Origin of the sequence: Solibacillus kalamii (genome assembly GCF_002174535.1) — a bacterium.
Taxonomy (GTDB): domain Bacteria; phylum Bacillota; class Bacilli; order Bacillales_A; family Planococcaceae; genus Solibacillus; species Solibacillus silvestris.
In genome coordinates this window covers 186,389-206,193 of the sequence record NZ_NHNT01000004.1, presented here as the reverse complement: position 1 = coordinate 206,193, position 19,805 = coordinate 186,389, and the positions used below count along the sequence as shown (strand labels likewise).

The 19,805-nt window shown below is 38.6% G+C and carries 18 protein-coding genes and 1 rRNA gene; 6 read left to right on the top strand and 13 right to left on the bottom strand.

The features are described 5' to 3' along the window. Positions 1-219 (bottom strand): 16S ribosomal RNA (locus tag CBM15_RS09025); the annotation flags it as partial. A gap of 441 nt (positions 220-660) precedes the next feature. Between CBM15_RS09025 and CBM15_RS09020 the strand changes: the two genes are divergently transcribed. After that, entirely contained in the window at positions 661-1,050 is a 390-nt protein-coding gene (locus CBM15_RS09020; RefSeq protein ID WP_014824823.1) for a (deoxy)nucleoside triphosphate pyrophosphohydrolase, read from the top strand. A 17-nt stretch (positions 1,051-1,067) separates the two neighbouring features. After that, positions 1,068-3,938, top strand: coding sequence for a DEAD/DEAH box helicase (locus CBM15_RS09015; RefSeq protein ID WP_087617209.1), 2,871 nt, complete (start codon positions 1,068-1,070; stop codon positions 3,936-3,938). A 57-nt stretch (positions 3,939-3,995) separates the two neighbouring features. Here CBM15_RS09015 and CBM15_RS09010 read toward each other — a convergent pair whose 3' ends face one another. Beyond that, on the bottom strand, positions 3,996-4,907 hold the full coding sequence (locus CBM15_RS09010; protein WP_087617208.1) for an HNH endonuclease: 912 nt from the start codon (positions 4,905-4,907) through the stop codon (positions 3,996-3,998). A 263-nt stretch (positions 4,908-5,170) separates the two neighbouring features. Between CBM15_RS09010 and CBM15_RS09005 the strand changes: the two genes are divergently transcribed. From CBM15_RS09005 to CBM15_RS08995, 3 genes are all read left to right on the top strand, one after another. Then, positions 5,171-6,874 carry an ABC transporter ATP-binding protein gene (locus CBM15_RS09005; protein WP_087617207.1) on the top strand — a complete coding sequence of 568 codons (1,704 nt, stop codon included), beginning with the start codon at positions 5,171-5,173 and terminating at the stop codon, positions 6,872-6,874. A gap of 73 nt (positions 6,875-6,947) precedes the next feature. Then, positions 6,948-7,865 carry a dipeptidase gene (locus CBM15_RS09000; RefSeq protein ID WP_087617206.1) on the top strand — a complete coding sequence of 306 codons (918 nt, stop codon included), beginning with the start codon at positions 6,948-6,950 and terminating at the stop codon, positions 7,863-7,865. 70 nt (positions 7,866-7,935) lie between these two features. Beyond that, the gene (locus tag CBM15_RS08995) at positions 7,936-8,133 is read left to right on the top strand and encodes a YwbE family protein (protein ID WP_087617205.1); all 198 of its coding nucleotides are present in this window, start codon (positions 7,936-7,938) and stop codon (positions 8,131-8,133) included. 236 nt (positions 8,134-8,369) lie between these two features. Here CBM15_RS08995 and CBM15_RS08990 read toward each other — a convergent pair whose 3' ends face one another. The 4 genes from CBM15_RS08990 to CBM15_RS08975 all read right to left on the bottom strand — a co-directional run bounded on the left by CBM15_RS08990 (position 8,370) and on the right by CBM15_RS08975 (position 11,550). Next, the gene (locus CBM15_RS08990) at positions 8,370-8,723 is read right to left on the bottom strand and encodes a VOC family protein (RefSeq protein ID WP_087617204.1); all 354 of its coding nucleotides are present in this window, start codon (positions 8,721-8,723) and stop codon (positions 8,370-8,372) included. Positions 8,724-8,911: 188 nt separating this feature from the next. Further along, positions 8,912-9,976, bottom strand: a complete 1,065-nt coding sequence (locus CBM15_RS08985) for an anti-sigma factor domain-containing protein (RefSeq protein ID WP_158100199.1) — start codon at positions 9,974-9,976, stop codon at positions 8,912-8,914. Continuing rightward, a complete protein-coding gene (gene sigI, locus CBM15_RS08980) occupies positions 9,976-10,731 on the bottom strand; it encodes an RNA polymerase sigma-I factor (RefSeq protein ID WP_087617202.1) in 756 nt (251 codons plus the stop codon). The genes CBM15_RS08985 and sigI overlap by 1 nt, the downstream gene beginning before the upstream one ends. Positions 10,732-10,848: 117 nt before the next feature. After that, on the bottom strand, positions 10,849-11,550 hold the full coding sequence (locus CBM15_RS08975) for a hypothetical protein (RefSeq protein ID WP_087617201.1): 702 nt from the start codon (positions 11,548-11,550) through the stop codon (positions 10,849-10,851). Positions 11,551-11,912: 362 nt separating this feature from the next. Between CBM15_RS08975 and CBM15_RS08970 the strand changes: the two genes are divergently transcribed. Further along, the gene (locus CBM15_RS08970) at positions 11,913-12,314 is read left to right on the top strand and encodes a DoxX family protein (RefSeq protein ID WP_087617200.1); all 402 of its coding nucleotides are present in this window, start codon (positions 11,913-11,915) and stop codon (positions 12,312-12,314) included. Positions 12,315-12,431: 117 nt separating this feature from the next. On the opposite strand, the gene CBM15_RS08965 is transcribed toward CBM15_RS08970, so the two are convergent. The 7 genes from CBM15_RS08965 to CBM15_RS08930 form a co-directional block, all read right to left on the bottom strand. Beyond that, entirely contained in the window at positions 12,432-13,457 is a 1,026-nt protein-coding gene (locus CBM15_RS08965; protein ID WP_087617199.1) for a M14 family zinc carboxypeptidase, read from the bottom strand. A gap of 271 nt (positions 13,458-13,728) precedes the next feature. Beyond that, positions 13,729-14,361 carry a 3-oxoacid CoA-transferase subunit B gene (locus CBM15_RS08960; protein ID WP_239534778.1) on the bottom strand — a complete coding sequence of 211 codons (633 nt, stop codon included), beginning with the start codon at positions 14,359-14,361 and terminating at the stop codon, positions 13,729-13,731. Further along, on the bottom strand, positions 14,361-15,059 hold the full coding sequence (locus tag CBM15_RS08955) for a CoA transferase subunit A (RefSeq protein ID WP_087617197.1): 699 nt from the start codon (positions 15,057-15,059) through the stop codon (positions 14,361-14,363). Before CBM15_RS08955 ends, CBM15_RS08960 begins: the two co-directional genes overlap by 1 nt. Positions 15,060-15,523: 464 nt before the next feature. Next, positions 15,524-16,150: a YflT domain-containing protein gene (locus CBM15_RS08945; RefSeq protein ID WP_087617195.1), complete on the bottom strand. Its 627-nt coding sequence runs from the start codon at positions 16,148-16,150 to the stop codon at positions 15,524-15,526. 99 nt (positions 16,151-16,249) lie between these two features. Further along, positions 16,250-16,777 carry a hypothetical protein gene (locus tag CBM15_RS08940; RefSeq protein ID WP_087617194.1) on the bottom strand — a complete coding sequence of 176 codons (528 nt, stop codon included), beginning with the start codon at positions 16,775-16,777 and terminating at the stop codon, positions 16,250-16,252. 127 nt (positions 16,778-16,904) lie between these two features. Further along, complete coding sequence (locus CBM15_RS08935) at positions 16,905-18,878, bottom strand: methyl-accepting chemotaxis protein (protein WP_087617193.1); 1,974 nt, start codon at positions 18,876-18,878, stop codon at positions 16,905-16,907. A gap of 211 nt (positions 18,879-19,089) precedes the next feature. Beyond that, a complete protein-coding gene (locus tag CBM15_RS08930) occupies positions 19,090-19,653 on the bottom strand; it encodes a nitroreductase family protein (protein WP_014824839.1) in 564 nt (187 codons plus the stop codon). Positions 19,654-19,805: the final 152 nt, after the last annotated feature.

The window sequence follows — 19,805 nt, the reverse complement described above, 5'->3', positions numbered from 1 at the left end:
CGTCTTTCAACTTTCAAACATGTGTTAAAAAGTATTATTCGGTATTAGCCCCGGTTTCCCGGAGTTATCCCAATCTATAAGGTAGGTTACCCACGTGTTACTCACCCGTCCGCCGCTAAAATTTTAAAGGTGCAAGCACCAATAAAATTYCCGCTCGACTTGCATGTATTAGGCACGCCGCCAGCGTTCGTCCTGAGCCAGGATCAAACTCTCCATAAAAGTAGTTTGAAAGCTCATTTGCTTTGCTAGCGATCCAACTTCGTTAGAAGTTGAAATCTATTGTTTACTTCATTTAAGAAGCTTGTTTCATTAACGTTGCTTGTTCAGTTTTCAAGGTTCATTTTGTTTCGTTTGTCGCGGTAACTCCCGGCGACTTGTATAACTATACATCCATTTCTATTAAACGTCAACAGTTTTAAAAAACTTTTTTCATCTTTTTTATTCATCTCTATTTCCTTCCTATTATATATCTTCGAAAAATAATTTAAAATTAGCTGTTGAATCTCACTTAATTCGTTTCTTCATCAGCTAATTTTAGTTAATAAATAAGTTACTTAGCTCTAAAACATTCATCATATAAAATTTAATTGGCAGCAAATTCTCCCCCGATCGGCTATATTATAGAGAGGATCAATAGATAGGAGATAGGATGGATGTAATATGAAAAAACAAGTACACGTAGTTGGAGCTATTATTGAAAACGATAAACAGGAAATATACTGTGCACAACGTAGCCCTCAAATGTCATTACCAAACTATTGGGAATTCCCAGGTGGAAAGATTGAAAAAGATGAGACACCGCAACAAGCGTTAAAACGTGAAATTTTAGAAGAATTCACTTGTGAAATTGCTGTAGGTGAAAAAGTGGAAGATACAACATATGATTACGGTACGTTTATCGTTCGTCTTGAAACATATATGGCGAAAATTGTGAATGGAATACCAGTTGCTTTAGAGCACTCTAATACGAAGTGGGTAAAACGTACATCACTCAATGAACTAGACTTTGCTCCAGCAGATATTCCCGCAGTTGAAAAATTATTGAAATAATTAAAGGTGGTGCTTTTATGGAACAGTTAATTAAAAAACTTGAAGCCTCTTTACATAAAGGTTTTATCAATCAATCAAAGGCCGCCTCATCACAATTTAAACCGAAATTATTATCCAATAAAGCACATGAAAATGTCCTTTCATCACTTTTACAAGAAATGAAAACATGTAAAACATTCACCTTTTCTGTGGCATTTATTACTGAAGGCGGATTGGCGACAATCAAAACAATGTTATATGACCTTGAGAGAAAAGGCATTCGTGGACGCATTTTGACCTCTACATTTTTAAGCTTTAACCAACCAAAAATGTTTAAAGAGCTACTCAAATTAACGAATGTAGAAGTTCGCGTTACTGATGTAAAAGGCTTTCACTCAAAAGGCTATATTTTCGAGCACGACCAACATTATTCATTAATAGTTGGGAGCTCTAACTTAACGGATAGTGCATTGAAGGCAAATTTTGAATGGAATGTTTATTTAACATCTCTTGAAAATGGTGAAGTTATTAACCATTTCAAATATCAATTTGAACAGCAATGGAACAGTGCGATGCCATTAAATGACGAATGGATTGCGCAATATCAAATCAATTATGAGAAGCCGGAATTTAATAATAAAGTAGCCTCTCCTCCTTTATATATAACGAATCCATTAAAAGAAAGTTTAAAAATACAGCCTAATAAAATGCAAACAGCCGCGCTTGAGCAGTTAAAGCTCCTTCGTCAAAGTGGTGCAAACCGTGGTCTCATTATTTCAGCAACTGGGACAGGTAAAACCTATTTATCTGCGTTTGACGTTCGAAATGCTGCACCAAAACGCATGCTCTTCGTCGTGCACCGCGAACAAATTTTGAAGAAAACGATGCATGATTTCCGCAATATTTTATTAGGTGACCCTCAAGATTATGGGATTTTATCAGGAAATTCAAAGGATCTAAATGCACGTTATTTATTTGCAACGGTCCAGACTATTTCACGTGACCCTTATTTACAACAGTTTGCTAAAGATCATTTTGACTACATTTTAATTGATGAAGTTCACCGAGCAGGTGCGGAATCGTATTTAAAAATTATGAATTACTTTAAACCCCAATTTCTATTAGGGATGACGGCTACACCGGAACGTACAGATAATTTCAATATCTATGAACTATTTGACTATAATGTGGCGTATGAAATACGTCTTCAAGCAGCATTAGAAGAAGAAATGCTCTGCCCCTTCCACTATTTTGGTGTGACCGACTATGAGCTTGATGGTGAGCTCATCGATGAAACAGCAGATTTACAAAAGCTCATTCAACAGGAGCGAATTGACCATATTATCGAAAAAATTTCGTATTACGGGTTTTCTGGGGATCGAGTTCGTGGATTAATGTTTTGCAGTACGAAGGAAGAAGCACGTATCCTTTCCAATTTACTGAATATGCGCGGTTATAAAACGACCGCATTGACTGGAGACCACTCTCAAGAAGAACGTGAAGAAGCGATTGCTAAATTAGAAAATGGTGAGCTAGAGTATATTTTAACGGTAGATATTTTTAATGAAGGTATCGATATCCCATTCTTAAATCAAATCGTCATGCTCCGCCAGACACAATCTAGCATCATCTTCATTCAGCAGCTTGGTCGTGGATTACGGAAGCATGTTGTAAAAGAATATGTAACGATCATTGATTTTATCGGCAACTATAAAAATAACTATTTAATTCCGATCGCCCTATCTGGTGATAAGTCGATGAATAAAGATAATGTTCGCCGCAACACAGTAAACACAGATTATATTCAAGGGGTTTCAACAATTAATTTTGAGGAAATCGCGAAGAAACAAATTTTTGATGCGATAAATAACGCTAATTTATCCACATTAAAAATGTTAAAGGATAGCTATTCTGAGCTTAAAAATCGAATTGGACGTATTCCGATGCTTAAGGATTTTATTGAACAAAATTCGTTAGATCCCGAAGTCATTATTAGCTACACTCCTACCTATTATGAGTTTTTATTGAAAATGAAAGAAAATATCTCCTCAATTACCGATTATGAAAAGTCTGTCCTCGCATTAATAGGAAAGGATTTTTTATCAGGGAAAAGAATTCATGAAATTTTATTATTACAGCTTCTTTTAGAAGAAGAATCTATTACAGAAAAAAGCTATCTTTCAGGATTGCAAGCTCATAATGCTTATATTCATAAAGGTACAATTGAAAGCATTGAAAATGTGTTTTCTTTAAACTTTTTCGTAGAGACTGACAATAAAAAATTCGGAAATAAACCTTTAATTATTAAATCGAATTCATGCTATTTGTTTAATGAGGAATTGCAACTTTCACTACGAGACATAAATTTCAAACAATACTTTGTTGATTTACTTGAATGTGCCTTTATTAAAAACAAACAATTTAATAATCACGAGCCATTCAAACTATATGAAAAATACTCACGCCGCGAAGTATGCCGCTTACTAGACTGGGAAAAGAACGAGGAAGGTACATTAAATGGTGGTCGACCGAAAAATGGCGATTTCCCTATTTTCGTAAATTATCATAAAAATGATAAAAACAATCTTGAAACAAATTATATGGATGAATTTTTATCAGAAGATACATTTAAATGGTGCTCAACAAAAAATCGATATATCGATAAATCCATGGAAATGCAAATTCTTATCCACTCTGTTGAAAATGGGACAAACGTGTACCTGTTTGTAAAAAAAGACAATGGTGAAGGTAAAGATTTCTATTACCTTGGTCGGTGTGCTGTAAATCCAGGCTCTGCAAAGCCCGAAAGAATTTTGGATAAAGGAAAATATTACCCCGTCGTTACAATGGAAATGGTACTCGAACAACCGATTCAATACGACATCTATCACTATTTAGTAGAAGAATAAAATAAAGCAAGGTGCTACCATTTAAGTTTTTGGCAAACACCTTGCTTTTTTTATTAATTATTCATTACCTCTAAATATCTCCCGTTTATGCCACTTAAAATATTTCTTATTCTCTTCCACTCTCGCAACACGCATTTTTTCATAAATCCCATATTTCACATAATCCATCTGGTCAATTTCAGAGGAAATGTGGATTTTACCTGTTCCATCAAACGCGATATAGCCTTGGTCGTATAACGCATCATGATTATGGCAAAGTAGAATACCGTTGTATGGATCAAGTCGCTCGTCATTCATTGCATCTTTCCATGGTTTTGAATGGCTTGCACGTAATAATCCAGGTAACGAGATGCCACATAATGCACATTGATTGTCCCATAATGGCATCAGTTGCTTTCTAAATTTTTGTTGGCCTTTACGGATTTTCACTTTCGCTTCTGCTTCTGTTTCGATCAATACAGGCGCCAGCGTATTGCGTTCTTTTTGCGCAATGAGACCAATTGCAAATTCCAGTTGCTCTTCATTTTCCTCATAAATATTGGCATCACTCATAAGCTCCAGCAGCTTGATCGCGAGCATTTCATTACATGGATATAAAAAGCCTTGGTTGCCGTCACCATTTTGTTGGAACGGTGAATATTTTACTGGAAGCAGTGGCTGAATTTCATCAAAATGTTCTTTTATTGAAACCGGAAAATCTAATTCCTCGTATACTGCCGGGAATTGGTACCCAACTACTCCCGAATGATCAAGAGGATTCACACCTTCCCCGCAATCTTCCTGAGCGGTACTAATCGCGACGATTTCCCCTTTAACACAGTGAAAAATCGCATCGCCCTTCCTTACTTCCCTCATCCGCTCCCAAGAATGGGGTGTTTGTCCACTACTATCTAAAATTGAGCACCATACGACCTGCTTTTCCTTCGCCTCATCGTATGTACGCCCTTGCATTACTATATAAAAATTCATACATACACCTTCACTTCTTTTCTTTCTTTAAGTGTACCATTTCTTTTTTCTTACCATAACTAACATGCTTAAAAATAAATTCAACGTTTATATATTCTCTACCCAAGCATTACTTGAGATATAATTTCAATTTTTTCCATTTCCCACTATTTCGCCCCTCGAAAAACTCCTAAAAAATGTTATAATTCGAGTAAGAATCATTTTCACTAACTAATACAACCGGTTGCACTCAGTTTTGAGTTGTTTAACAGAAAGGAACTACAATGCTAGCAAGATTTTTTACGTATTATAAGCCGCATAAGCGATTGTTCATTATCGACTTCTCGTGTGCGGTATTTGTGGCCGTTTTGGAATTGCTTTTCCCGATGGCTGTGCAATGGTTTATCGATGATCTGCTCCCGACGAACGATTGGGGCATGATTACAAAAATCAGTGCGCTTCTTTTACTGACGTATATTTTAAGTACAGGCATGAACTTTGTCGTGAACTATTTAGGGCATAAGCTCGGAGTCAATATCGAAACGGATATGCGCCAGCAGCTGTTCAATCATGTACAGCGCCAGCCATATACGTTTTTCGATAATATGAAAACAGGTCATTTAATGAGTCGTATAACGAATGACTTATTCGATATCGGGGAGTTTGCACATCATGGTCCGGAAGATTTGTTCATCGCAATGATGACATTTATCGGAGCGTTTACAATAATGTTCAATATTAACGCAACCCTTGCGACAATTATTCTGATTTTCGTTCCGTTTTTAATTGCGGTCATGTATTGGAGCAACAGAAGAATGAAAAAAGGCTGGAGCGTTATGTATAGTGAAATTGCAAACGTCAATGGCCGTGTGGAAGACAGCTTCTCCGGTATTCGCGTTGTGAAATCATTTACAAATGAAGAATTTGAAACAAACCGTTTTAAAGATCAGAACGCTCTATTCCGTAAAGCGAAAATCTACGCCTACAAGGTAATGGCCGGTACGCATTCAAGCATTTACTTTTTAACACGTCTACTTACATTGCTCGTGCTTGTCGTTGGCGCTTGGCTTTCATTTAACGACAATCTTTCAGCCGGGGAGTTTGCGAGCTTTATTTTATTTACGAATGTATTAATTAGACCAATCGATAAAATCAGTGCATTACTTGAAATGTATCCAAAAGGAATGGCCGGCTTTAAACGTTTCTGTGATTTGCTTGACCAGGAGCCGACGATTGTCGACCGCCCAAATGCAATTGATGTTGACCAATTAAACGGCGATATCGAGTTTAAAAACGTGGACTTCAAATATGCGGACAGCAAGCAAGTTCTGAACAATCTATCGTTCAAGGTGGAAGCAGGAAAAACGGTTGCCTTTGTCGGTCCATCCGGTTCAGGGAAAACGACGATCAGTGCACTGATCCCCCGCTTTTACGATATTACGGACGGTGCGATTACAATTGACGGATATGATATCCGAGATTTAACACAGCAATCGCTCCGCAAGCAAATAGGTACAGTACAGCAGGATGTATTTTTATTTACAGGTACTATTCGTGAAAATATCGAATATGGTAAATTAGGCGCAAGCTTCGAGGACATTAAAGCAGCAGCCGAGCAGGCAAACTTGCTAGAATTTATCGAGAATTTACCCGATGGCTTTGAGACGGAAATCGGTGAGCGTGGTCTGAAATTATCAGGCGGACAAAAACAGCGTCTTGCGATTGCGCGCATGTTCCTGAAAAACCCTCCAATTTTAATTTTGGATGAGGCTACATCTGCCTTAGATACGGCGACTGAGCGGATTATCCAGCAGTCGTTGAATGATTTGGCGAAAAACCGGACGACATTGATCATTGCGCACCGTTTAGCGACCATTCGCGATGCGGACTATATTTTCGTTGTTACACCAAATGGCATTGAAGAGCAAGGGACATATGAAGAGCTTGTCGCAAAAGGCGGTATTTTTGCAGGGCTCCATCATGCATAAAGATTAGTATTAAGATCAGGTGGATGATTGCGGTCATTCACCTTTTTTTCACCATAATGGAGGGGGTTTTTTGATGAATATTCCAGTAATTGATTTACATTGTGATGCATTATGGCGCATGCAGCAGGATGGTCACCGGTTTGACGATGGCCTGCTTGATGTAAATGTCGATAAACTTCGCGAAGGAAATGTAATGGCACAGGCGTTTGCGGTTTATGTTTACCCTACTTTAACTTTGGAGGAAAAACGGGCTGCTGCTTTCAAACAGATTGCGCATTTTCAGCAGGAAGTGCTAAGTGAACACGTTGTGCATATTAAGAAATGGACGGATTTTGATAAACTCCGTCCAGGACAAACTGGCGCTTTTTTAACAATTGAAGGCGTTGATTTCTTCGGTGGCGACATTGATTTTTGGCATCAGTTCCGTGAGCTTGGCGTATTGTCGATCGGGCTTACATGGAATTACTCCAATGAAGCAGCTGACGGCTTACATAGTACATCACAGATTGGCGTTACACCGTTTGGCAAAGAAATCATCAAGCTGAATAATGAGCACAGACTATTCACCGATGTTACCCATCTACATGAACGAAGCTTTTGGGATGTCATCGAGCATGCCGATTATGTAATTGCTTCTCATTCAAACGCAATGGCTATTTGCAATCATGAGCGCAATTTGAACGATGCACAAATAAAAGTAATGATTGAAAAAAACGCGCCGATTCATGTTGTGTATTATCCTGAATTTATAAACGGAACAAACAGAGCGAGCATGACGGACTTGATTCGTCATATTGACTATATTTGCTCACTTGGCGGGAAGCATTTGATTGGCCTTGGTTCAGATTTTGACGGGATTGATGTGAAGATCCCCCATCTCGAACATGCCGGGATGCATCAAAACCTCATTAATGAGCTGTTAAAGCATTATAGTGAACAGGAAGTACGCGGGTTTGCGTCTGCGAATTTTTTAAAGCATTTGCCGAAATAGCGTGCAGTATCAGATCCTTTACCGTTTCGTGCTATACTAAAGAAACTTATGAATGAGAGGACGTTTTACTATGAACGGCAAAAATCGAAGCGATGTCTATCCTGGGTTGGAAGTTGATATCGTACTAAAAAAAGACCAGCGTACAGGCAAAACAACACGGGGTATCGTAAAGGATTTACTGACAAACAGCAGCTCCCATCCCCACGGCATTAAAGTGCGCTTAACTGACGGGCAAATTGGACGTGTGTGTCAGACATATCCGAAGTAAGTTTTGAGCTGCCCTCGCCCTAGTGACATAGGTGAGGATTATATTCGAATTTTGAGGATTAATTTCAGCCCAATGAGGATTATAAAGTGGAAGTTGAGGATTATTTGGAATCCACTGAGGATTATGTTATTGCAAATGAGGATTAAATTGTTTAATTAAAAATTACTCCACCACTTACATTCGTAGGTAGTGGAGTTTTTTCACCAGATCATAATCCTAAAAAAGTTATACCCCATTCAACATTGGCAAATCATTAAGATATTCCCATCCGGGTCTTTGAAATTAAAATAGTGGTTATGTTTAATTTCTGTAATCAATTCAATGCCTTTTTCCCTCATAAAGTGAAACGCCTCTTCGATGTTTTTCGTATTTAAGTGGAACGCTGGAGTTTTAAATACCCTGTCTACTGAATAAATTTTGCTATCTAACACAATTCCTGTACCTTCCATTGGTAGAACATAAAGATGACCAAACTGAATTTCTCCATCTGCTGTCACCCCTAGAATATCACAGTACCAATCGCGTGCGTTTTCAATATTGCTTACCGGGATAAAGACTGTGCCAATCTGTTTTAAGATAGGATTATTCATAGAACACCTGCCTTTTCAATTTCGGGCTCATTAATTATTCGGCATTCTAAATAAGATTCCTTTTATTTTTAGTATCCTTATTAAACTAACCGCCCATAAAATGAAAAATGAGCCCCTATCCTGTTCAAGGATAAGAGCCCGTTTCAGTACTTCTATATTGCCAATCTATTTATTAAACTAAAGCACACTTAAGGTGAATTAGGTTGGTCTTTGTTTTTTGAAGCAGCATTTGCTGAATTATCGTTTCCCGATTGCTTCTGTTCATTTTTATTTTCTTTAGGTTGCTGTGGTGCAGGGCTTTGGTTACCTTTATTGGAATTTCCATTTCCTAGTTCAGGGTTACTTGATTTCCCCTTCTCTACAGGAGTCTCCTTGGGTTTTTCCTTTTGCTCCCTAATTGGCTTTTCAACAGTTCCGTTCGATTTTTGAACTTTATTTCCGCTTGATTCCTTCGCATTTTCGTTCCCGTTAACCTTCTCATTAGCCGGCACTGAAGGGAATGATTCCTTATTGATAGGAGTCTCCATTTCTCTTTGCTCATTTGCTGGATTGTTTTTTATATCCTCATCGATTTCCGAAGACGGCTTTATTTCCATCGCCGGATTAACTTGTTGGCTTTCCTTGAATTTATAAACCGACATTTCCTGCATATTGGCCATCGCTCTTTCTTCCGCTGTGCTTTCGCCAATTTTCATAGTCAATTCTTTATTTGCGCTTTGTACATCACGAACTGCATTTCCAACGATTTTTTGTACCTTCTGTTGGTTTTTGCTATTTTCATAGATAATTGTAATATTTACTTGCTCACTAATACCTTTTGCCGTTAATTTCTTCAAAGCTGTGTCCAGCACTTTACTGATTGAGTCACCTTTCCAATGATCAAGGCTCTTTTCAGTCTCAACAGATGTACCATTCAAAGATCGTAAAACAATGACCTCTCCTAACTCATTAACACCAAGTTCCACTGCCGTATCTGATTCCAATTGAACGTAGGCCATCACTTCATCACCCATAGGAATTAAAGATGCTACGATAGAAAGAAGAAGGACTGCCGCTATCATAACTGTTCCAAATAATCGCGGCTTCACTCTTCCACTAAAAAGAGAAGGCGTATTTATTAGATGAAAATCGACTTCATCTCCAATATTCGGCGGTCCACCAATTGGAATTCCACGTAAAAATTCGCCTTTTTCCGTTAGAAATACAGTATATTTTTTTTCTATTTCGAAAACAACACCCCTGTATGTCCGCATCATATAAGTTCCCCTTTTATATATTCCTTTATGTACACAAAGTGACTATTAAGCAGTAATACAACTGCGATTATATATTTCCGCTGTCGCTCGATCGTCTTTCTTGAAACCTCCACAGTCGATTCAAGTTCTTTTACCGGCAATTTTTTATTTGCAATAAGGTAATGATAGAATTCAGGTGTTTCTGCGATGACTTGCGCAATATGAATAGCCATCTTCCTTGAGTCTGTATGTTTTGGAGATGACATGGCCAGCTCTTGAAATGATAGACCATAATTCTTTAAAAGTTTGGTATATTCTATGATCTCTTCACGACGTTCTTCCGCCTGTTGTTCTTTTGAATAGGAGACGATTGACGATCGATCAAATACGTACTGTTGGACATCTAAGCCTGAAGTTTCATTCTCGTCTTTCAATAAATGAATGACATCGTTTCTCGTTGCTTCTTTTCGAAAATAATCGATAAGCCTCCGCTTTATGATCAAATGTGAAAATGTCGTTAACGATGAATTCTCTGCCGGATTGAATTGTAATACTGCTTCATGAAATCCACTCATTGCAATACTGAATTCGTCATCATGCTCATCAATGGATCGTTTGCATACGAAAGAAGCCGTTTTTTTCATAAACGGAGTAAATTCAATGAGAAGGTCATTCATGACCCTCTCATCCCCATTCTTTGCCTTCAATACAAGCTCATTCAATGCTGCATATGATTTTTTATTGAATACTTCTTGCATGAATGACAAAAACATAGATTTCCCTCCGTTCCCATTAGTATCGATTGCCCTGATTTTAATGGGTATAACTTAAATTGAAAAGTAATTTTATATTAAAAATCTGCTTTTCTTTTCATTTTTCCAATTCTTTTATTATTCTTTATTCGCTTTACGTTCTTCTTTTAAAGCTTCACGCTCTGCTTTTTGAGTTGCTCTCAGCTCTTGTCTTTGTTCTCTTTGTTGTGCATTTAATTGTGCTTGAGGAGCAGGAGCCTTTTCAGTTTTTTCAGCTTTCTCCTGTTTCACTTTAGCAGGCTGTTCTTGTTTTGACGGCACTTCTTGCTTCACTGTTTCTTGTTTTACCTCTGTTTGCTCAGGAACTATTGTTTCCGGTTGTTCAGGAGCTTCCACTTTTGGCTGTTCATTAGTTTCTGACTGTTTATTCTCCCATTTTTCAATGGAACGTTCCATATTCCGTTTAATTGCTGCTTTAGCAGTTGGATTTTGAACCTTTTCATAGGCTTTTCCAAGCGCATCCAGATTTCCAGCTGTATACCCTTCCGGAGCTTCTGGAAGCACATTTTCTTCTACTTCCTTATCTTCTGTCGCTTTATCTTCAGTTACTTTTTCATCTGTTGCCTTTTCTTCTGTTGCTTTGTCTGTTTCAACCTTTTCAACAACTGGCAATTGAACAGTTTCAATTGGCTCTCTCACTAAATCCGTAGTCAATTCATTTTCTTGTTGAGTCATTTCAATAGCTTCATTCTCTTTTTCATCAGCTAACGCATAGCTTGTCCCAGTTACCGCTAACCCTGCAATAAGTAATGCTACACTTGTATGTTTCCATTTTTGCATTGTCAATCACCTCAATATTTTTTTGCCCCATTTTGGACATACCAGTTATTCGGATAGCATTTACGTTTTAAGGGGGTCGGTAAATAAATTTTTATAACTAACCCTTTACAGATATCATTGCCCCCTTACAAATCTAAACAATATCTCAGAATATCGCCCTTAACCGCTATCTCTTTGTCGAAAATACCCATTTTTCTTTTAGTTAGGCTTATATTATTGAAACAATAAGATTACTTTATTACACTAAGTTACGAAAAGTAATCAATTAGGTGTGACCTACATTATTGTAGATCACTTTATTTTACACCTTTACGCTTACTTTAAATAAGTAATTTACAAAAGGTTATTAGGAGGAATTTTTTATGACAAGACAACAATGGGTATCATTACTTGTACGAGTGGTGGTTGGTTTTATGTTCTTTTACCATGGATTTGTTAAGTTTCAAGGAGGCATCGAGAATACAGCAGGTTACTTCGAATCACTTGGTTTAATGAGTGGTCTTGCCTTTGTAGTAGCAACTGTTGAATTAGTCGGTGGTTTATTATTAATTCTTGGACTTGGTACTCGTGTAATCGGCGCAGTATTTGCAGTGATTATGGTTGGTGCAATCTTCACAGCTAAATTATCACTTGGATTATTTGGTGACGGTACTTACGCTGGATATGAATTAGAGGTTGTTTACGTAGCTCTAGGCATTTATTTCATGTTCGCAGATCGTTCACCATTATCACTAGATGCTAAATTAATGAACAACGCAGATTAACAGTGAATAGAGAAAAGGAGCAAAAGATGTCCATAACAAGACTCTCTTGCTCCTTTTTCAGTTCATCAAGATACAAGTGCCGTAAAAACGGTTACGGCTTTTGGCTCCATTTTCCCGTTATCTTTGAGTATCCAATGTGTCCCAGAAACTGATATCTGCATTTTCAATTGAACGATCTGCTATTGCTTGAACCGCAGCATCAAGTGTTGTAATCGTTTGTTTGATTAAGTAACCATTACTTTTTTGACCGATAACTGCCGATTCATTAAAGTGATCGGACATTCCGCGCATTTCAAATAGCAGTGTAGCAATATCATATTGAACTGCGGCACCATTACGGCCGATATTCTCACCATTACCGCCATTATATTTAGCTAAATGTCCCCATCCAGTAGAATCAACAGCATTAAATACAACGGCCCCCAATTTTTTCGACTTCTCTAGTACTTCCGGTTTTACTTTATCATTTGTAGGATAAAGCATAGAACCTGATACTAATCTCCCGTCTCGTCTTGCTTGAGTGCCTTGATGATGCAGGTCAATCATGTAATCAATTTTATACTTTTGTAAAACATTTTTATGAAGAGACTGAGTTTCCGGGTGCACTTTATCAACATGGTCACGATTTAAGTCTGCCCCAACTGCATTGTATCGTGTTAAATTTCGTCCACCATCAGCGATGTAATCATCAAGAGAAAAATCGACATCTCCCATCGCACCATCTGCATTTAACATAGGCACTATAAGTATATTGATATTATCCAGAACGCCTTTTGTTTTACCTGTTCCAAGATGCTTGATAAATTCTAGTGCACCTTCTGTCGTTAATTGTTCATTACCATGCTGTTGTGTCAAAAATAGGATTGTCGGGTTATTTGGATTTTTAATATATTTTGCCATGTAAATATCTCGCTTTTTTACCGTTTGACCAATCACCTCAAGTTGCATAGCATCTTGTTTCGCATCTTGCTTTTTAAGATAATTAACCATTTCATCGTACGTATATAGGATTGACGTTTGAATCGATTCACTTCCACCATAGTTCGGTCCTTCACCTACAGCATAGGCAGTTAATGAAGCTGGTGTAACAGCTCCCAGTGCCAAAATACCCGTTAAGGATAGTGCTAATGCTTTCTTTTTCATAAGACCCCTCCATTACTTTAATTTTCAAAATTATTAAAATAATAATTCATACTTTAAGAATATCCACCAATTCGATAATCGTATATAGAGGGAATCTATCAATTTAATTGCATCAAACATAGAGCGATTGTTTTAATTTACCATTAATGGTGTATATTATTTTACTCACTATTTCGTTGTTCTTTTCAAGTTTTTATAGAGTAAAAGTCACTAAACAGATGTGAGGTAATTAAAAATGCACAAAAAGCTGAGCTGCTTTTTGCGCATTATTTTACAGTTTCACTTCAAACATAGCCTCTGTTTTTTCCTGCACTTCCTCTAATGTCACACCATCCTGAAGCTCCACCAGCTGCATCTTGCCATCTTGAAAATCAAATACTGCCAAATCAGTAATTAACCGGTGAACGACGCTTTTTCCTGTCAACGGCAATGAGCATTCACGTTTTACTTTGGACTCACCGTATTTGTTCGTATGTTCCATGATGACGATGACCTTTTTCGCGCCGACAACTAAGTCCATCGCCCCGCCCATCCCTTTTACTACTTTTCCGGGAATCATCCAGTTAGCCAAGTCTCCCGCTTCCGACACTTCCATTCCGCCGAGAATAGCTAAATCAATATGCCCGCCACGAATCATCGCAAAGCTTTCCGCGCTATCAAAAAATGTAGCGCCTACTTTTGCTGTGACCGTTTCCTTCCCGGCATTGATCAGGTCTGCATCGACTTCTGTTTCAGTCGGGTATGGCCCTATTCCGAGCAGTCCGTTTTCCGACTGCAGCATCACATTATAATGCTCAGGAATTTCATTTGCGATTAGAGTTGGCATGCCGATACCTAAATTCACATATGTCCCGTCCTGTATTTCCTTCACCGCGCGTCGGATAATTTTCATGCGTGCATCCATTATGCTTCCTCCCTTACAGTGCGGCGTTCAATGCGTTTTTCAAATGACTCGCTATGGACGATATGCTGCACATAAATGCCCGGCAGATGAATTTCGTCCGGATCCAGTTCGCCTGTTTCGACAAGCTGCTCCACTTCGACTATCGTCACTTTACCTGCTGTCGCACAAAGCGGGTTAAAGTTGCGCGATGTTTTACGGAACACAAGATTTCCGGAGCGATCCGCTTTCCATGCTTTCACAAGCGCAAAATCCCCTGTAATCGCGCGTTCAAGCAAATATGCCTTGCCGTCGAACTCCTTCGTCTCTTTTCCCTCTGCGATCGGCGTACCAACACCTGTTGCCGTATAAAATCCTGGTATCCCTGCACCGCCCGCACGAATGCGTTCTGCCAATGTGCCCTGTGGTGTCAATTCCACTTCAAGCTCACCGTTTAAATATTGCTGTTCGAATGTTTTATTTTCCCCTACATAGGAAGCAATGATTTTCGTAATCTGCTTGTCTTGTAACAGAATGCCGAGCCCGAAATCATCGACACCGCAGTTATTGCTGACAACCGTCAGATTTTTTGTTCCTTTATCTTTTACCGCCTGAATTAGATTTTCCGGAATACCGCATAACCCGAAGCCCCCCACTAATAATACAGCTCCATCGTCTATTGCCTGAATCGCCTGTTGTACAGAAGCTACTACTTTGTCCATATCCTTATCCCCTTTCACATCCATACAAAATATTCTACAAAAAGACTGGATTCCCTCTAAAAATCTATTTTTCTATTTGCGGTTTGGCGGTTTAAGCGGCAGTTTTCTAATAAATCCTGATTTGTTTTCTAATATATTTTGATTTGTTCTAATAAACTGCCGGTTTTCTAATATATTCCCGGGATGTTCTAAAATGTCCGTCCTTTGTTCTAATATCCTCGGCTCATTATCTAATATCCCCCTCCGTTCTTCTAATAACCTCCTCAACTTTTCTAATAAAATCCGCTCCCGCCTTTCCTAACACCTGATCCGAGCAAAAATACAGTCTACGCTGACAAAAACACCATCGATTTTCTAATAACGCTCCCACATTTTCTAATAACCCTTTCAATTTTTCTAATAAATTCCACCCCACCCCAAATAAAAAAGCCAAACCGCCCTAAAGAACAGTCTGACTCTCCATTTTAATTTTGCTTTTCATGCGGTGCCTGATAAATTCCAATTTCTTTTGTATTCGGGTCGCGAACAATGCGCTGATCGTCTTTTAACGGAATAATATCCGGATCATCCACATCATTGCTGCGTCCAAAATCTCCTGCAACACTTGTATTCGGTAGCGCTTCATACTTTTTTTCAGGCTCAAATGGTACAGGGCGCTCATCCATTACATCTTTGCGAATGAGGTTCGATGGATTGGAGCGGTTTGTAATCCAGTCATCGAGTGTATGGCCTGTCCAATCTTCTTCATCAAACGGGTCGGTACCTGTTATGAGCAATTTCCCGCCATCTTCAATTATTTTTTCATATTCAAGCCGCTTGTTTTCCGGTAAACCGAGGCGGCGAATTTTCTCTTCAATTGGCGATTCCTTCGTCAATGCTGTTTTCAATATACTGCGGACACCATTTGTTGTGATAAGCGACACTTGCTGATCACGTGCGATGGAGTGAAATTCGTCCACATCTTTTGTTAAAACGTAAATATGTGTACCTTCCAATTCATTGTCCGGTCTACGTAATTCCTGGAGTTTTTCTAGCAATTCCTGTTTCGTATAGGCAACATCAATTTTCTGTTTCGGCTCATCAAAAAACATTTGCATCCCTCCATTAAATTATTCGTAAGTACCTTTTCCCCATCTCCCTCATACAAAACCTTTTCAAAAATAGCATAAAGGATTTTTGCCCCAATCAATTCAAGTTAGCGTTTCGATTTTTTCATAAATTTCTTTCAGCATAATATCATAACGATCTCCGTTTAAGTAAAAATTGAATATGTCGACATCGCATTTGATTTCTGACAATTCATCTCCTACTAGTATTTCATTATGTAAATAAAGCGTTGAATGTGAACCGTTTATCAGATTTTGAAAGTGCAGTGTATCGTAAGTTATGTTTTCTTTCGTAAAAGCAAAATGCCCTTTCGCTGCACCATAATAGATGATCGGAATCTGTGCATCCTTATATATCTTAATATATTCATCCTGGGAAGCTTGTTCAAATACAGTAGGCGTTATAAAAAGTGCATCATATTCCAAAGCCGGATTCGAAACCGCTTCTTCAAGTGTTTCAAATGTAATTTCTACAATATCTATATTTGTATTGTAACTGTCGTTGAACTCCCCTAAAACAGCAATTTTTAACGGCATCCCTTCATACGCGACTATTTCCTCCGAACACCCTGCGAATAATAGAAGCCCGAGCAGAAATAATACTTTTTTCATTTATATCTCACCCTTTCTTAGAAGAATTGTATACTACGTTACCATCAAACCTTCCAAATTATTCGGAAGAGAATAATTAAAGGAGCTGCCAGCACGATGTGGCAACTCCTTTTGCTTTTTAGAATATTTACACTTTATATTCTTTCACAATAGCATCCAACTTCTCGGCCAGTTCAGCGAGTTGCTCTGTCGTTGCCGCAACATTTTCCATCGTGGCACTTGTTTGAACAACTGTAGCCGTAGTTTCTTCTACGCTGGCTGTAGTTTCTTCTGTAATGGCTGAAATTTCCTGCATGGAATCATTGATATTCTGCCCTTCCTTGTTCATCGCTTCTAGTTGAACAAGCACTTGCTTCATAAACTGATCCATTTTAAGTACAGAGTGTTCGATTTCCCTGAACGTTTCGGCCGTATCTGCAAGCTGCGATGAACCTGCTTCAACTGTCGTAAAGCCTTGCTGTAATGAATTGCTCAATTCTTTCGTTCCATACTGAATTGTACCGACAATCGTTGTAATTTCCGTTACCGATTTGGCTACCTGCTCGGCAAGTTTGCGCACTTCTTCGGCAACAACGGCAAACCCTTTACCATGTTCACCGGCACGAGCTGCCTCGATTGACGCATTTAATGCAAGCAGATTCGTCTGGTTTGCGACATCTTCAATAATTTTCACAAATGATGAAATCTGTCCAACACGTTGTCCTAAATCCCCCATTTTTTCAATGGCCGTCTGCATCATTTCATGAATCTGTTCCATCTGTCCATTTGAAGTTCCCATCATTTTTGTACCTTCCGATGAAAGGGAAAGAACGTTATACGATAGCGTTTCAAGCTTTGTTCCTTGCTCGGTTGTTTCCTTCAATGTTTGAGAAAAATCTGTTACCGCTTCATATACTTCGGTGATTTCATTCGTTTGAGTCTCAATCCCGCGCGACAGTGCCTCCATCGTTTCGGCAATCGCCAGTGCTCCAGTAGATACTTCATTTGTCGATTGAGCAAGCATTGTACTTTGCGCTTTGACACTACTTGATGCAAAAGAAACTTCCGATATTGTCCCATGCAACTGTTCTTGCATCACTTTCATATCCGTCATTAACCTTCCAATTTCATCGTGACGATTATGATCATCCATACGCTGCGTCAAAACGCCTCTACTTAGTACATGCATCAGTTTTGATGTATGAATGATTGGTTTTGTTATTGAGCGACTAAAGAAAAATGCAACAAGGACAGCAAGAATGATTGTGATGATTAAAATCGCAGCACTCATGTTGATCATGCTGGCCATTGCGGATTGCGTTTTTTCTATATTTTGTATGAGATGAATGCCGCCGATTACCGAAACTGCAGCCGGGTCTTCCATTGGTAAAAAGCTTTCGATTATATGGTCACCATCATTTTTATAATGACTTGATTTTCCGGCAAGAACATCCGAAACTGCCTGACCGTTTAGCTTGGCGCCAATATTTGCTTGTTCGGATGATTCAACAATTTCGCCCTCTCCATTAAGAAGTTGAAGTGACATACCCGGGAATAAATTTTGAACTTCTGCAATAAACTCATTGCCAAGGCCTATTTGCAATGTCCCGACGATTTGCTCATTCACCTCTATCGGGGCAAATGCTCGTACAGCCAATCCGCTTGAACCATACTCAAATCCGCTGTAAGCATTTCCTTCAAGTGCGCCTTGAATTGCGGGAATATCTGACTTGTCATCACCGAATTTTGTAGGGTTATGACCTCTTAAATATACTTTGCCTTTTTCATCGCCAATTTCCATGACGGCCAGTTTATGTTGCGCATTTAATTTATTAAACAGTGCTTCGCCAGCAGATTGAACAGCAGCACGATCAGTATTCATGAGCAATTGCTGAATTTCCGGATCTTTGGCGTACAGCTCTGCTAAATATTGCAAGTCGGCTGCGGTTTTCTCAAAGTATTGTGAAACACCTTGTTCTATTTCATTTTGCTTATCAAATTGAATGTCTTCGAAGCTGTTTGATGTTGCAAAATAATTGTACGTAACCGTAGTAAACACAGGAATAATTCCAACTAACAACAAGATTATCATTAGCCGGGTTTTTAAACTTTTAAATTGCATAGTATCTCCTTTGGTGAAATCTCTCCGTATACCCGAATGAATTTCTCATCTATTATTTTTATATACAACATTCAATTTTATAATGTAACTATCTCGATTCCCAATTAAGTATAAGTAAATATTGTTGCATAAATATAATATTTAAGTATTTGAGTAGGTTTCCATAAAAAAATGCATGAGGAAGTCACCGCTTCCTCATGCATTCAATCCATTATTGGCCAAACTCCGTTACGAATTCAGAAAGGTCTTTTCGTGTTCTTACATTTGGCACATTATCGTAATAACCGAACTGGAACATCGAAATGACACGCTCATGTGGCTGTGCATTTAATGCTTCACGGAATTTCGGATTGTCTAAGAAGCCCGGTGTTTTCCAGCACGTGCCGATCCCTTTTTCCCACGCCAGTAGTTGCACATTTTGCAGATAGCAAGCGGCTGCCGCATAGTCTTCCAACCGTTCTTTTTGACGAACATCTTCTGTTACTAGCACAAAAGCGTACGCACCGGCCAATGTGAATTTTTTCATTTGTATAGCAAGCGCATCTTCTGAAAGCTCCTGCCATTTCGGAACTGCAAGGTCTCGAAGCAGTTCATGTACTTTTGGCAGCTGCTCCTCTGCACCTACTACAATGCGCCATGGCTGACGGTTGCCGTGATTCGGTGCCCATTTTGCATCATCCAAAATTTCCATTACTGCCTTTTTGTCAACCTGCTGTCCGTTAAACAGTTTAATCGAACGACGTTGCAATACTGCGTCTCTTACTGATAAAGTCATCGCCAAATCCTCCTTCAATTACTACTATTACATTAGCATGAATGATCTCTATTTAACATATTACATTGAGGGAATTCTATTAAAAAGGTTCATTATAAGGCAGGTTACCACAATTCAGTTAAGCCACGTATTAAACAGGCGGGAAAATTCCG